Consider the following 13,951-nt stretch of genomic DNA (forward strand, 5'->3'; position numbering starts at 1 on the left):
CCCGCTACGACAAACGCGCCTACATCTACCTCGGGACCATCACGGTCGCCACCCAGACGATCTGGCTCCGAACCTGATCCAAGAAACAGGACCTAGCGGCGAGACGGTCGCGCGGAGCGGCTCTCGATCGCCGCCAGGGCCTCGCGCGCCTCGGTGACCCAGTGCGCCGCCCCCCACAGCTCGGCGACGGCGACCGACCGGGTGAAGTGTCCGGCCGCCTCGTCGTCGCGGCCCAGCAGCAGGGCGAGCTCGCCGAGTGTGTGCGCGACCGGGCGCAGGGCCAGCGACAGGCTCGTGGCTCCGGCGGGCGGGTCATCTCGGTGGGGCAGCAGGGTCGCGTACAGCTCCGCCGCGGCGTCCCGTTCGCCGAGCGCCACCACGGCCATCGCCCGGAACGTCGCGAAGAGCGCGAAGAAGAAGTCGGGGCGGATCGCCACGGCCCGCCCGCGGACCCGCCGGGCCTCCTCGGTCCGGCCCGCGGCGGCCAGCGCCACGGCGAGCAGGTCGGCGGCGAACGGGCCGTACTCGTCGAGCAGCGCCCGGGCGGCGGGGGCGGACTCGGCGACACGTCCGCGCGACACCTGAACGGCGGCCAGCGCGAGCTGGAGATAGCCGGCGGCGTGCAGTGAGCCGTGCCGGGCCATCCGCTCGGCCGTCTCGGTGTAGAGCCGCTCCGCTTCGTCGAACCTGCCCTCGACGTGCGCGAACATCGCCAGCGCGCATTCGCAGACCCCGACCGCCTCGGCCATCCGGTAGGCGCGGGCCAGCTCCAGCGTCTCACCGACCAGCCGGCGCAGCTCCGGCACGTCGTTCGTCGCGGCCGCCGCGTTGGCCTGTACCAGGAGCCCGGCCACGCGGTACGCGGGCAGGTCGTGCTCGATGCCGATCTCGGTGAGCTCCCGGCACAGCTCGGCCCGCCCGGGCAGTTCGAGGCCGTTCTGGTCGCGGGCCAGGACCGCGATCGCGGACGCCCTCAGCCGGGGGTCGCCGAGGGTGGCGGAGAGGGCGAGGGCCTCCTCGGCGGCGGCCCGCGCCGTCGGATCGGCCTCGCCGATCAGCTCGTGGGCGTAGGCCTCCAGCAACCGGCACCGATCCACCGGATCGAGATCGGGCCGCGCGAGCAGGCGGCTCAACCTCGTCACGACGGGCCGGTCCACGACACCGTACGGGCGGGTCTGCCAGGGGGTCGGCTCGGTCCACGTCGTGAACGCGGCGATCATCAGGTCATCGCGGTGGACCGACTCGGCGAACTCCACGGCTCGCTGCCGGGTCTCCCGGGCCGCCGCGACCGCGCCGGCGCGCACCTGGGCCCGCAGCAGCCTGCCGAGCAGGCCGACGCGCTCGCCCGGATCCCGGTCCTCGCGCGGGATCCGGTCGAAGCTCGTCACCGCGTCGGTGAGCAGGGCGACGGCCACGTCGTGGGCGTACCGGGCCTCGGCCAGCTCGGCGGCCCGCACGCCGTACTCCACGGCCTTCGCCGCGGTCGCCGCCGACGCCGCCCGGCTGTAGTGGTGAGCCAGCGCCGCGAGCCCGGCCGGATCGTCGCCGAGGCCGGCGCGGTCCAGGGCGGCGGCGATCCGGCCGTGCATCCGGGTGGCCCGCAGCCGGCTCACATCGGCGACGAGCGTGTCCCGGACGAGCGCGTGAACGAACCGGACCCGGCCCGGACCGGGTTCGATCAGCAGCCCGGCGATGAGACCGGCTTCGAGCGCGTCCAGCACCCCGTCCTCGTCGGTGTCGGCGGCGCCCACGAGCACGTCCACCTCCGCCTCCCGCCCGGCGACCGCCGCCAGCCGCAGCACGGCGACCACCGGCTCGGGAAGCCGGGCGAGCCGGCGCCGCAGCACGTCCCGTACCCCCTCCGGCACGTCGGACAGCGCCACCAGGGCGCCCTCGCTGCTCAGCAGCCGGGCGCTCTCGCGCACGTAGAAGGGATTGCCGCCGGTCCGCTCGGCCAGCGCGGCCACGGTCGCGTCGTCGGTGGCGCACACCCCGCGGACGAGCTCCGCCACGGCCTGCCCGGACAACCCCGCCAGGGGAAGCCGCAGCGGCGCGGATCCGGCGAGGACGGCGAGGGCCTCGGTGAGCCGCCCGCCGGCCTCGTCGGGGCGGTAGGCGGCCACGAGGAGGATCGGAGCGCGTACCCCGGCGACACCGCTCAGCATCGCGAGGGTCTGGGCGTCGGCCCAGTGGAGGTCGTCGAGGACGACGGCCAGCGGACGCTCCCGGGCCACCGCCGCGAGCCAGGACCACACCGCCCGGTGGAGCCGGAACCGTCCTTCGGTGGCGTCGGCACCGCCTGGATTCACCGCATCGGTCAGCAGCGGCGCGAGGTCGGCGGCGAACTCCCCGGACGGGGGCACGCTTCGGGCCACCCCGCGCGACACCTCCGCCCAGGCCCACGCCGGTGGAGCGCTCTCGGCGTCGGGGCAGCGACCGGTGGCGACGAGCCAGCCGTCCCGCTCCAGGTGCTCGGCCAGCCGCCCGAGCAGTGCGGACTTCCCCAGCCCCGCCTCTCCCGTCACCAGCGCGACCCGAGGCCCCGCGGTGGTGGCCGCCGCGGTCGCGACCAACGCCGACAGCTCGGCGTCACGCCCGACGAACGGCTCCGCCGCGGGCGTGACCACGCCTGAGACCGCTGATGAGACCGCGCGCTCGGCGACCGCGCTCTCGGCCCTGTCGCGCGGCGGCACCGGAATCGCGGCCGGCGACGGCCGAACGGGCGCGGTCTCAGGCGGGAGAACCGATACCCGCTCCCCCGGGCCCGGCACCGAAGCGCGCAGCACCTCCACGCGCCGGGTGAGGATCGCCTCTTCGAGCGCGGCCAGCTCAGGGCCGGGGTCGAGGCCGAGGTCCGTCGCGAAGATCTCCCGCGCCCGGCGCAGCGCCGCCAGCGCGTCGGCCTGCCGTCCGCTGCCCCACAGGGCCAGGGCGTGCAGCCGCCAGCCCTCCTCCCGCAACGGCTCGTCACGGGTGAGCCGCCCTGCCTCGGGCACCACCGTGGCGACGTCTCCCGCGTACAGGCCGGCCGCCACGTGAAGTTCCCGTGCGGCCAGCCGCAGCTCGCCGAGGCGAGCCGTCTCGCCGGCGGCCCACGGCTCGTCGGCCACCTCGGCGAACGCCGGCCCCCGCCACAGCCCCAGCGCCTCGGCGAGCAGGGCCCTGGCAGCCACCGGGTCGTCGGCCGTGACCGCGCGGGCCTCGCCCAGCAGATCCTCGAAGCGCCAGGCGTCCACCGCTTCCGGCGGCAGGCGCAGCGCGTAACCGGGAGGCGCGCTGACCAGGAGCCGGGCGGGAGCGCGCGGCGGCCGTCCGGGCTCCAGCAGCCGCCGCAGGTTGGACACGTACGCCTGCAGGGAGGTCACGGCCCTGGCGGGCGGTTCGCCGCGCCACAGATCGTCGACCAGCCGGTCGATCGACACGACCTGCCCGCGCGCGGCCACCAGCAGGGCGAGGACCCCGCGCTGCCGAGGCCCTCCGAGGGGGACCGCGACGCCGTCGGCCTCCGCCGCGAAGGAGCCGAGCACTCTGATCAAGACCATGACGCCGCACATCGTAGCCGCCCGCCCGGGACGGCCCGGTTCCATGACGACTCCAAACGACCTCCAAGACCCCCGGCGGAGTCTGTTCACAGCGCCAGGAACCGACGAAAGGCAGACCCATGACCGCCAGCGCCCACGAGACCGTCAACACACACGAGATGGTGGTCGTCCACCGCGCCCTCCGCCGCGAGGCGCGGCTGCTCGCCGACCTCGTCGCGGCGGTCGCCCCGGGCGACACCACCCGCGCCCGGGTGCTCGCCGGCCATTTCCGCGACTACCGGCTCGGACTGCACAACCACCACAGCGGCGAGGACGAGCTTCTCTGGCCGCTCCTGCTCGCCCGGGTCGATCTGGACGCCGAGATCGTGCTCCGCATGGAGGCCCAGCACGAGCGGATCGCCGCCACCCTCGGCCGGCTCGACGCCGCCATGGCCGCCTGGGAGGAGAGCGCCGGAGCCGACGAACGCGACGTCCTCGTGGCCGCGCTCGTCGAGCACCGGACGGTGCTCGACGAGCACCTCGACGACGAGGAGGACAACCTCCTCCCGCTCGCGGCGCGGCACCTGTCGGCCCAGGAGTGGAAGGCCCTGGGCGAGCACCTGGTGGCCAACACCCCCAAGCTCACGCTGTTCACGCTCTTCGGCCTCGTGCTCGAGGACGCCGACGCCGGCGAACGGGCCATGATTCTCGCCGGTCTCCCCCGGCCGGTCCGGATGATCTGGCACGCCCTCGGCCGGCCCCGCCACGCCCGCCACATGCGGCGCGTCCGCGGCTGAACCGCCCCCCGGCGTCGCCCCCCTTCCCCTCAAGTCGCCCCCTTCCCCCCCGCGTCGCCCCCCTTTCCCCCGCCTCGAACCCACCTTTCACCCAGGGAGAAGACAATGCTCACCCCCATCGCGTACGGCCTGGCCGTCCTGCTCGACCTCCTCGTCGCCTTCGTCGGCGCGCGGTTCCTGCTGGTGCCGCGCGCCGCGGCCGCCGGTTACGGCGTTCCGGCCAAGCCGGACGGGGACGCCGCGTACCTGACCGTCAAGGGCCTGCGCGACCTCAGCTACGGCATCCTCGGCCTCGCGCTGCTCGCCTTCGCGGGCGCCCACGCCGCCGGATGGTTCATGCTGGTCGTCGCCCTCAACCCCCTCGGCGACACCTTCGTCGTCCTGCGTCACGGCGGCACCAGGGCGACGGCCTTCGGCGTCCACTTCGCCACCGCCGTGACCGTGCTCATCAGCGCCGCCCTGCTCTTCGCCATCTGAACCGGGGTCCCGGCGACCCTCCCCTGGTCCGGCCGCGGGCTACCGGCGGCTGGACACCGCACCAACTCCGGCACTCGGCGCTGACTCACGCGGCCGAGGACGGCGCGAACACCTCCACCCCGCCGGCCTACTCCGGGCATACCTCAGTCGTCTCACTGGCCCGGCTATGCCCAGGTCTCCGGCGAAGCACTCGCGCGCTGGCGGCGCTACGCCTGGCTGGCCCGGAGCGAAGATCTTGTGGTGGTGACTGCTCTGGTGGCAGCCCGCGCGGTGGAGCTGTCCCGATCCTCGCCATCAGCGGGGTCCACGACCTGGAACAGGATCTTCAACAGGTCCTGCGGCGCGTCCCGCATGAGGTTGTGCCCGCTGTCCAGCGCGTACGTCCGCCACGAGGGGTCTTCACGCAACCGCTGGTAGACGGGGGTGAATGGGGATTGGCCGTCCCAGCCCGCGGCGTACACGTAGTCCCTGCGGCGGATGTGCGCGAGGTCGCCGGTGAGCTGGAGTGGCTGGAGCAGCGAGGCCAATGGGTGGGGCGTGGCCCGTGGGTCGAAGAAGGGCAGCGGCCGTACCGCGTAGCCGGTCTCCACCACGTCCATGTACCATCGGCGCTCCTGGTCGGAGACGAGGGTCCAGGTGGAGTCGCCGGACTCCGGCACCATGGCGTCCAGGTACACCAGGGCATTCACCCGTTCGGGTGCGCGGTCGGCGGCACCGGTGATTACCATCCCCCCGTAGCTGTGGCCGACCAGCACCGCATCCTGAATGTTTTCAGCGGCTAGCACACTGGTCACGTCCTGGATGTGCGTGTCGAGGTTCACTCCGCCGTGCAGCAGATGGCTGCGCTCGCTGAGCCCGGTCAGCGTCAGCGGGTAGACGGCATGCCCCTGCGCGCGAAGCTCGCCGGTGAGCTCCTCGAAGCACCAGCCGCCGTGGCACATCCCTGGGATGAGCACGAATTTGCCCATGATCTTTCTCGCTTTCTCTTGTCGGATTTGGTGGCTCATGAGGCGCTGCCCGGGAGAACATCGACCGCATGCGCGGTGTGTGTCGGGTCGCCGGTGTCAGACGCACGTCTCAGTTGTGTGCCGCACCGGGCCGGGGTGCGCCGGGGCGTGTGCGGCCTCCGGCGATGGCGATCGCGGAGGCCGCGGCGCACAGGATCGCGGTCCACGCCAGGGTGGCCTCGGTCGAGGTGTGATCGGCGACCATGCCGGCGATCCACGGCCCGGCGGTCTGCCCGGCCGCGAACACCGTGGTGAAGGCCGCCAGCGTGGCGGTCCAGTCGGTGGGCGGGACGTTGCCCTTGATGAGGGCGGTGATGGCGGCGGGAACGCCCATGAATGTCGCCCCGTAGATGATTGCGGAGGCGAGGATGACCGGTGGCGTGGGTGCTGCCAGCGCCAGCGCCGCTCCGCCGGCCAGGATCGCGAGCAGGGTGGCCAATGCCCGGGTGGCGGCCCACTCGGCGGTGAGGCGGCTCCACAGCACGGGCGCCGCAACGACGGCCAGGCCCAGCGCCGTCCAGGTGAGCACCACCTGCCTGAGCGAGGCGTGTTGGTCGGCGAGGTAGGCGGACAGGAAAGTGATGTAGGTGATGTACCCGGCGGCGAACAGCAGGTAGGCCAGGGCGGCCCCCCACAGCGGACGCACGCGGACCCGGCCGGCCGCGGCGGCATGCGCGTCCTCGTCCGTGCTCGCCGCGCTCCAGCTCGCCACTGTCGCCAGTGCGGCAGCGACGGCCAGGCCGACCCAGGCGAGGCGCCAGTGCTCCCCCAACGCGGGAATGCTCACACCGCTGACAACGATGCCCAGCCCCGTGCCGGCGAAGTACACGGTGATGGGCGAGCTGGAGGCCGCGCGGGCGGCGACGCGCGAGGCGATCACGCCGCCGGCGACGAACACCACCGCCCCCGCCGCTCCGGCTGCGGTCCGCGCGGCCAGCAGCGCCGAGTAGGCGTCGCTCGCCGCGGTGGCAGCCAGCGACACGGCCGTGAGTGCCATCCCGATGCGGAAGGCGGCGGCGGTGCCCCAGCGGCGCACGACCGCGGCGGTCAGCAGCGCGCCGAGGAGGTAGCCGAGCCCGTTGGCGGTGCTCATCGCCCCCGCCTCAGCCAAGGTCCAGCGCAGGTCCTCGCGCATGGCCGGCAGGAGCAGGCCGTAGGCGAAGCGCGCGAGCCCGAGCGCTGAGGCGGTGCCGAGCGCCAGCCGGCCCGCCTGCCACACCGCCCAGGGCTCCGCCTTCAGCGCCGTCTGCGTCATCGGTCCCATCTCTCGGCGGCGCCATCGCCGCGAGGGGTCGCGTCCCGCACGTCCGAGACGTTCCGGATTCGCGGTGAGGCGAAAAGGTCTGGCATGACACTCCATAGATCGAACCGATCGGTACGAACCCGGATGCTAGCAGTAGAACGAACCGACCGGTACGATCTATGGCATGCCAGTTCCCAAAGGCTCGACGATCGACCCGGAGCGCACCCGAGCGGCCATCCTCGAGACGGCCACCCGAGAGCTGTACCAGCGCGGCCTCGACGGCATCGGCGTTGCCGAGCTGTGCACCCGCATCGGAGTGTCCAAGGAGACGCTCTACCGGTACTTCGGCACCAAGGACGGCCTCGTGGAGGCCATGCTGCAAGCGCGCAGCGAGCGGGTCACGAGCTGGCTGACCGAAGCCGCCACAGCCGCCGGGGACGCCCCCGGCGACCAACTCGCCGCAGTGTTCGACGCCCTCCAGCAGTGGTACGACGATCCGGTCTTCCGTGGCTGCGCGATACTGAACGCGGCCGCCCAGCACCACGTCGACGCCGTTCGCACTATCACCGCGCGCCACTTGGACCACTACCTCGAACTCCTGACCGGCATCGCCAGCCGTGCCGGAGCCGTCGATCCGCCCGTCCTGGGACGACAACTGCTCATGCTGGTCGAGGGGGCGACCGTCGTTGCCGCGCATCACGACGCAGCCGGCGCCGGCGAGGCCGCCCGCAAGGCCGCGCTCACCCTGCTGTCCGCCGCCGCTCGCCCCAGCCTCCAAGACCGGCCTTCCTAGCTTCCTGTCTCAGCCGCCGATGCCCCGGTCAGGGTGAATGTCCACGGACTCGCCCAAGGTTCGCAGACCTCCGGGTGGTTCGGGCAGGGCGAAGGAGTAGCGGCCCAGCATGTTCACGTGGGCGTGGATGAAGGGCGAAAGGCGGACGACGTCCTCATCGCGCACCACGAATCCCTGCGGGCGCAGCTTGGCCAGGGCGGCGTCCAGGTAGCGGGTATCGAACAGCACCACGGCGTTGAGGACCGGGCCCAGCGCGCCGAGCCTGCTCTGACCTGGGACGTCAGTGGCCCATCTTGAGCTCTGCCAGTACCTCGCCTCGATCAAAGCGCCGCTCTCCTCCGCCCCAGGTCAGCGGTTGAGGTAGGCGGCCAGTCCGCCGGACTCCTCGTTGGCGATGAACACATGCTTCACGTTGAAGAGGGCTTCATCGGCGTGGGCGACGCAGCCCCACGCCGAGTCGCCCCATGAGTCGGCGACCTTGATCTCAGCCGGTGCGGTGCATCCGGCGGCGCCGCCGAGCTGGCACTTCTCAGGGTGGGGGGCGGCGGCCTGGACAGCCGCGGCGGCACGGATGCGAGCGGCGAGTTCGGCGGCGGTGGTGGCGCGTTGTTCGGCTTCAGCGCGCAACCGCTGCTCGGCGCGGACCGCTTTGGCCAGTTCCTCCAGGGCTGAGCGGGCGCTCGCCTCGGCGGCGAGTTTGGCCTGTTCGATGTGGTGGCGCTCAATCGCCAGAGCGGCGGTGTCGGTGAACAGGCGGGCCAGGGCGAGGTCGGCGTCCTGGGGTGCGCGGGGGACGGGGTGGTACATGGCGAAGGTGCCCAGCAGGCTGCCGTCGCGGGCCAGGATCGGCGTGGACCAGCAGGCGGCCAGGCCCGCGGGCTCGGCCAGGTGACGGAAGTCGGCCCAGAAAGGGTCGGTGGCGATATCGGGGACGATGACCTGTTCGCGCCGGTAGGCGGCGGTGCCGCACGAGCCGACGCCCTCGCCGGTGGCGATGCCGTCGATAGCCTGGTTGTAGAAGTCGGGCAGGCTGGGGGCGGCGCCGTGGCGCAGGTGCCGGCCATCGGGATCGGCCAGCAGCACTGAGACCAGCACCCGGTGCGGCGCCAGGTCCTCGATGCAGCGGGCCATTCCCTCCAGGACCTCGGCCAAGGGCACCTGGCGGGCGATCTGTTCCACCAGGGCCCGATGTTCGGCCATCAGCCGCTGGGCGTGTTTCACCTGAGTGGTCTCCACACCGATCACCCGGACCCCGGTCACGGTCCCCTCGGCGTCGCGTCGCGGCTCGTACGTGAAGTCGAAGAACACCTCCCGCGCCTCCGGGCCGACGCCCAGCACGATCCTGACGTCCCGGCCGGTGCGCGACTCACCAGTGCGGTAGACCCGGTTCAGTGCCTCAAGGAAGCCCTGACCGGCAAGCTCGGGCACCACGTCGACCACCGAGACCCCGGTGCGCGCCCGTTCCTGACCAAAGGCGGCAAAGAACGCCGGGCTCGCCATCTCCACCACATGCGCCGGTCCCGCCAGCAAGGCGAACACCGCGATGGACTGCCCGAACAACGCCCGCAGATCCTCCTCGCCAACCTGACCGGTACCTGCCGGCCCCGCCGCATCCGGTCCCTGGTCCGATACCGACGTCATAATCTGGTTGGCCTTTCACGTTGGACAAAACCGGAAAACGACAGCACCGGCCAGTGCAGGCTACCGCCCTAACCCCGAGACATCCCCTCGAACGCGGCTCAGCGGCTCAGAGCTCGGCAAATATGAAGGAACACTTCCCTGAGCCGCAGAAACGTTGCGGTTGGCGGTTGGTAACACGTTCGTTAGTGCGCCCCCTGGCTGGCCGAGGAGGAATGGACGCGCACCCCCGGCAAGCACCGTCGCAACGTCGCGATCGTCGGCCAGGGCCGCCTCATCCTGGCCGGGGCACCCTCGCACGCGAATCGAGCCCGCTATCGGCGCGATCACCGCGGCCGCGCCGACCACCAGGCCGCCCGAGCTCACCTGCGGATGCAGCGCGACGCGGCCGCCACCCGAGCTGTGTCCCGTCCGGCGGCCGCTGCATGAGCGTGCGCGCCGACCGCGCCCTCGACTACTGCCAACCCAACAGTCAGCAGAGGCAGAGACCCCGGCGGCTGCGGGGAACACAAGGACTGGCAGCTCGACGTCAACACCGGGACGGGACCATCCCCGCGCGGGGATGCTCTCTGGGTGGTGCCGACGGCCGGGGGCACCTGAGCGTCGGCCCCGCGCTCGTGCGGCTCACACCCCCGTCCTGGCTGGAGGTGGTCAGTGCGGGATGGTGTTCCGGTGGGTGGCCAGCCACGTGTCGAAGGACTGCAACCGCGGGTTGAGCTCGCGCAGCAGCTCGCCGTCGATGAGGTCGACGATGTCCTGCTCGGCCGTGATCAGGTACTGGAGCATGTTGCCGACCTCCCCTGCGCCCGGGAAGCCCGCAGCCCGGATCTGGTCGGGACCGACCGGCTGATAAGTCACCGCCTCACCGAGCGCCTGGCCCAGCGCGGCGGCGTACTGGTCCCCGGTGAGCACGGAGCCGGCGACGCTCACCCTCCTGCCGGCCAGCACCTCACCGCGGCGGAAAACGCCGAACGCGGTCCTGCCGATGTCCTCCGCGGCCTGCGCGGGCACCCGCGCGTCGCCGAATCCGAGGTGCAGCACCAGCGCGCCCCGCTCGTCACGCTGGGGCGCGAACATGTCCTGGAACGCCTCGTAGTACACGTTCGCCTGCAGGAACGTGGTGGGCACCCCCGATTCCAGGAAGAGCCGGTCAGCCTCGGCCTTGCCGTCGGCATGCGGCACTTTGTACGTGCCGCCGAAGGTCGGCGTGCCGTCGCCCGGCCGGAAGTAGCCCCGGGTGTCGGGCAGCGTGGACCAGATGAAATGACGCACGCCGGCGTCCCGGCCGGCCCGCGCCGCATTACCGGCCTGCTCCAGCTCCCTGGTGGTCGCGGGACGCGCCTGCTCCTCCTCGTGCGTGCGCGGCTCCCAGAAGTTGGTCACCACGAACACGCCGTGCGCGCCCTTGAACGCCTCGCGCAGGCCGGCCGCGTCGTCGAGGTCGGCCTCGACGACCTCGGCCCCGAGCGCGGCCAGTTCCTCGGCCCGCGCCGAACCCGGGTCCCGGGTAAGGGCCCGCGCGGCAAACCGCCCGCTCTGATCGGCCAGGATCGCGCGGACCAGGCCTCCCCCCTGAGCGCCCGTCGCGCCTACCACCGCGATGATCTGCTGTTCGCTCACCGGAACAACCCCCTCGAATTAGGTTGATGCATCAACCTGTTCACCGTACCGCGTCAGGTTGATACGTCAACCAGCGGGTACCATGGCCGTCATGGGATGGGAGCAGGAACTCGGCCAGGCCGACCGGATGTGGCGCACCTACATCGAGATGTCCAAGCACCTCAGCTCACACCTGCAACAGCACGTGCAGCGCGACCACGAGCTGTCCGCGGCCGATTTCGAGGTCCTGGTCAGGCTCGCGGAATCGGCGGACCGGCGGATGCCCATCGCGCAACTGGCCGCCGCCACCCAGTGGGAGAAGAGCCGCCTGTCCCACCAGCTCACCCGAATGACGCAACGCGGACTGGTCGAGCGAGTCGATTCCGACCGCCGCTACCCCGATGTCCTGCTGACCGACAAGGGACACGCGGCCATCAACTCGGCCGTTCCCGCGCACACCGAAATGGTCCACGCCCTGTTCATCGACGTGCTCGGCCCCGAGCGGCTGGCCAGCTTCGCCGAAGCCTGCGCCGATGTGCTCCGCGCACTCGACGCCCACCGGGAGCAGGACTGCTCGTTGTGACGAGCGACCGGCCGAAGGGGCGGCACGGTACGGCTTCGTAGCCGAGGGCGCGGTTATCTGGTCTGCGCCCCTTCTACGAGCGACCGGCGACGGCCAGCTTGACGCCGAGGGCGATCAACGCCGTTCCGGTGAGCCCGTCCACGGTCTTGCGTACGGCCGGCTTGGCGAACAGTCGGCGCAGTGCCCCCACGATGTTGGCCACCAGGAGGAACCACAGTACGGTCCCCGCCACCGCGATCAGCGACAGCACCAGCGCGTCGCCCAGTCCGGCGTCGCCGGAGACGAACTGGGGCACCAGCGCGATGAGGAACAGCGCCACCTTGGGATTGAGCATGTTCGTCAGCAGCCCCTCGGTGAACGCCGCCAGCGGGCCGCGCCTTCCCGGGTCGGGTAGATCCAGCCGCAGGTCACCGCCCTTACGCAAAGCCGCACGCCAGGCCTTGACCCCGAGATACAGCAGGTAGCCGGCCCCGACGACCTTGACCACGGTGAACGCCACGGCTGAGGTCGCCAGCAGAGCCGCGATGCCGCTCGCCGTGGCCAGCACCCAGACGAATACGCCGACCGAGACCCCGGCCGCAGCGGCCATGCCGTACGCGCGGCCGGACACGGCGGAACGCCGGACGACCACAGCGAAGTCAGGCCCGGGAGACATCGCCCCGAGTGTCATCACACCAGCGAAAGCCACCATCTGCGCCAAATTCGTCACGGCGGCCACGGTATAACCTCGCAGAGCCCGCCCCACAGAAGTCCAGCTCACCGACCACCAACCCTTACCGAGTATCGAGGCGGGCCAGCAGCGCGGCCGTTTTACTGGCCCCACTCCCCTCACCACGCACCAGTGTGTTCGTGGCGAGCAGGCGGGTGGCGGCGGCCGCGGTGAAGGCCGGCGCATGCGAGGGGCCGGTCGATTCCACCGTCCAAGCGACCGCTTCGATGCGGCCCTGCCGGGTCAGCTCGTTCAACACGCCCACCGGATGACGCTCCCCCGCCCCCACCCCGGCCGACAACCCCGACGACCCTGACGAGCCCGCCGCCACCGGCACGGCCGGGCTGATCTGGATGCCCGCTTCCTCCAGCCACGCCTTCAAGGTGAAAGTCTCCACCTTCAAGCTCTCGGCGGCCTGGCGGATCGTCAGCCCGCCAGCAAGGTCTGGGCGACCTCGACGACGCGGGCGCGTTCGCGGCGCCGGTCTTCTTCGGTGGGCAGGTCCATCCGGGCGGCGTGCTCGGCCGCGCCGGCCTCCAGCATCTCCCCCGCGCGCACCAGACAGGCGACGCTGCAGTACAAGCCGAGGCGGATGTGGCGGCCCTTGCCGCCCGGCGCGCACTCCAGGAGATACCAGCCCGCCGGCCCCCACACCCCGCGCTCGGCGCGCTGGCAGATCCGGCAGAAGAACGACCGTTTCTGCGAAGCCCTGGACTCCGACTGATCCCCAACATCCGCTCCGGTGCCCCTCGCAGGTTCCGCTGGGGCCTACCGCTAATTTCTGCGCTCCTCCTCCCCAAAGGCCCGTCGTCCTGCTCACGGCGACCAAGGCCGCCCAGCGGCTCGGATCGGCCTTCGGGGAGAACGCGGGCGGCGTACCCCGCGACACCGCCCGGCCAAATTTTGCGGGATCGGAATTATTGCGTAACGCGCAAAACGCTGTAGTGTGGTGGCATGGACACCGACGACGGCGAGCGCATGGGACTGCGCGAGCGCAAGAAGCAGGAGACCCGCATCGCGCTGAGCTGGGCCGCCATCCGTCTCACCGTCGAGCGCGGGCTGGAGAACGTCCGCGTGGAGGACATCGCCGCCGAAGTCGGCGTCTCCCCCCGCACCTTCAACAACTACTTCTCCAGCAAAGGCGAGGCGATCGCCGTCCGGCACCTTGAGCGCACCCGGTCGATCGCAGCCGAGCTGCGCGCCCAGCCGGTGTCCAAACCCCTGTGGGAGGCCATCAACGACGCGGCGCTGGCCCGGTTCGCGCTCGGCCAGGAAGGCGACGCCCGGCACACGCGCGACCAGCAGTGGATCGCCGGCCTTCGCCTGATGATCGCCGAACCGGCGCTGCAGGGCGAGATGATCAAGGCCGGTGCGATCGCCGAAGCCGAGCTCGCCGCGGCGGTCGCCGAACGCACCGGCACCGACGTGACCCGCGACATGTATCCCAGGCTGGTGGCGGGCGCGGTGGGAGCGGCCTTCGCCGTGGTCGCGGAGCACTGGCTGCGCGCCGACCCTCCCGTCTCGATCATGACGCTCCTGGACGACGCCCTGCGCCGGCTCGCCGCCGGACTGCCCGCCCCCTGA

At 72.1% G+C, this 13,951-nt stretch carries 14 protein-coding genes; 5 read left to right on the plus strand and 9 right to left on the minus strand.

Features of this window, described 5'->3' with window-relative positions; all coding sequences use genetic code 11:
• Window positions 1-92 precede the first annotated feature (92 nt).
• Entirely contained in the window at window positions 93-3,542 is a 3,450-nt protein-coding gene (locus tag ACFFRH_RS41015) for an ATP-binding protein (protein WP_386163284.1), read from the minus strand.
• A gap of 119 nt (window positions 3,543-3,661) precedes the next feature.
• On the opposite strand from ACFFRH_RS41015, the gene ACFFRH_RS41020 reads away from it, so the two are divergent.
• Together ACFFRH_RS41020 and ACFFRH_RS41025 are read left to right on the plus strand one after the other, a co-directional pair.
• Window positions 3,662-4,318 carry a hemerythrin domain-containing protein gene (locus tag ACFFRH_RS41020; protein WP_386163287.1) on the plus strand — a complete coding sequence of 219 codons (657 nt, stop codon included), beginning with the start codon at window positions 3,662-3,664 and terminating at the stop codon, window positions 4,316-4,318.
• A 105-nt stretch (window positions 4,319-4,423) separates the two neighbouring features.
• Complete coding sequence (locus ACFFRH_RS41025; protein WP_386163290.1) at window positions 4,424-4,795, plus strand: DUF4267 domain-containing protein; 372 nt, start codon at window positions 4,424-4,426, stop codon at window positions 4,793-4,795.
• Between the two features lie 206 nt (window positions 4,796-5,001).
• Here ACFFRH_RS41025 and ACFFRH_RS41030 read toward each other — a convergent pair whose 3' ends face one another.
• Together ACFFRH_RS41030 and ACFFRH_RS41035 are read right to left on the minus strand one after the other, a co-directional pair.
• Window positions 5,002-5,763, minus strand: a complete 762-nt coding sequence (locus ACFFRH_RS41030) for an alpha/beta fold hydrolase (RefSeq protein WP_386163293.1) — start codon at window positions 5,761-5,763, stop codon at window positions 5,002-5,004.
• 109 nt (window positions 5,764-5,872) lie between these two features.
• Window positions 5,873-7,057 carry a YbfB/YjiJ family MFS transporter gene (locus ACFFRH_RS41035; protein WP_386163296.1) on the minus strand — a complete coding sequence of 395 codons (1,185 nt, stop codon included), beginning with the start codon at window positions 7,055-7,057 and terminating at the stop codon, window positions 5,873-5,875.
• A gap of 172 nt (window positions 7,058-7,229) precedes the next feature.
• On the opposite strand from ACFFRH_RS41035, the gene ACFFRH_RS41040 reads away from it, so the two are divergent.
• Entirely contained in the window at window positions 7,230-7,838 is a 609-nt protein-coding gene (locus ACFFRH_RS41040) for a TetR/AcrR family transcriptional regulator (RefSeq protein WP_386163299.1), read from the plus strand.
• 9 nt (window positions 7,839-7,847) lie between these two features.
• On the opposite strand, the gene ACFFRH_RS41045 is transcribed toward ACFFRH_RS41040, so the two are convergent.
• From ACFFRH_RS41045 to ACFFRH_RS41055, 3 genes are all read right to left on the minus strand, one after another.
• Window positions 7,848-8,162 (minus strand): Tn3 family transposase, encoded by a 315-nt coding sequence (locus tag ACFFRH_RS41045; protein ID WP_386163303.1) that lies wholly within the window; start codon window positions 8,160-8,162, stop codon window positions 7,848-7,850.
• Window positions 8,163-8,186: 24 nt separating this feature from the next.
• Window positions 8,187-9,479 carry a GAF domain-containing protein gene (locus tag ACFFRH_RS41050; RefSeq protein WP_386163306.1) on the minus strand — a complete coding sequence of 431 codons (1,293 nt, stop codon included), beginning with the start codon at window positions 9,477-9,479 and terminating at the stop codon, window positions 8,187-8,189.
• Between the two features lie 648 nt (window positions 9,480-10,127).
• Window positions 10,128-11,096 (minus strand): NmrA/HSCARG family protein, encoded by a 969-nt coding sequence (locus ACFFRH_RS41055; RefSeq protein WP_386163309.1) that lies wholly within the window; start codon window positions 11,094-11,096, stop codon window positions 10,128-10,130.
• A 91-nt stretch (window positions 11,097-11,187) separates the two neighbouring features.
• Between ACFFRH_RS41055 and ACFFRH_RS41060 the strand changes: the two genes are divergently transcribed.
• Window positions 11,188-11,658, plus strand: a complete 471-nt coding sequence (locus tag ACFFRH_RS41060; protein ID WP_386163312.1) for a MarR family winged helix-turn-helix transcriptional regulator — start codon at window positions 11,188-11,190, stop codon at window positions 11,656-11,658.
• A gap of 73 nt (window positions 11,659-11,731) precedes the next feature.
• On the opposite strand, the gene ACFFRH_RS41065 is transcribed toward ACFFRH_RS41060, so the two are convergent.
• The 3 genes from ACFFRH_RS41065 to ACFFRH_RS41075 form a co-directional block, all read right to left on the minus strand.
• Window positions 11,732-12,313 carry a LysE family translocator gene (locus tag ACFFRH_RS41065; protein ID WP_386163315.1) on the minus strand — a complete coding sequence of 194 codons (582 nt, stop codon included), beginning with the start codon at window positions 12,311-12,313 and terminating at the stop codon, window positions 11,732-11,734.
• Between the two features lie 118 nt (window positions 12,314-12,431).
• Entirely contained in the window at window positions 12,432-12,749 is a 318-nt protein-coding gene (locus ACFFRH_RS41070; RefSeq protein ID WP_386163318.1) for a hypothetical protein, read from the minus strand.
• Window positions 12,750-12,793: 44 nt separating this feature from the next.
• Window positions 12,794-13,021 carry a hypothetical protein gene (locus tag ACFFRH_RS41075; protein ID WP_386163321.1) on the minus strand — a complete coding sequence of 76 codons (228 nt, stop codon included), beginning with the start codon at window positions 13,019-13,021 and terminating at the stop codon, window positions 12,794-12,796.
• Window positions 13,022-13,321: 300 nt separating this feature from the next.
• On the opposite strand from ACFFRH_RS41075, the gene ACFFRH_RS41080 reads away from it, so the two are divergent.
• Window positions 13,322-13,951, plus strand: coding sequence for a TetR/AcrR family transcriptional regulator (locus ACFFRH_RS41080; RefSeq protein ID WP_386163324.1), 630 nt, complete (start codon window positions 13,322-13,324; stop codon window positions 13,949-13,951).

The sequence above is a fragment of the Streptosporangium vulgare genome (assembly GCF_042428775.1).
Classification (GTDB): domain Bacteria; phylum Actinomycetota; class Actinomycetes; order Streptosporangiales; family Streptosporangiaceae; genus Streptosporangium; species Streptosporangium vulgare.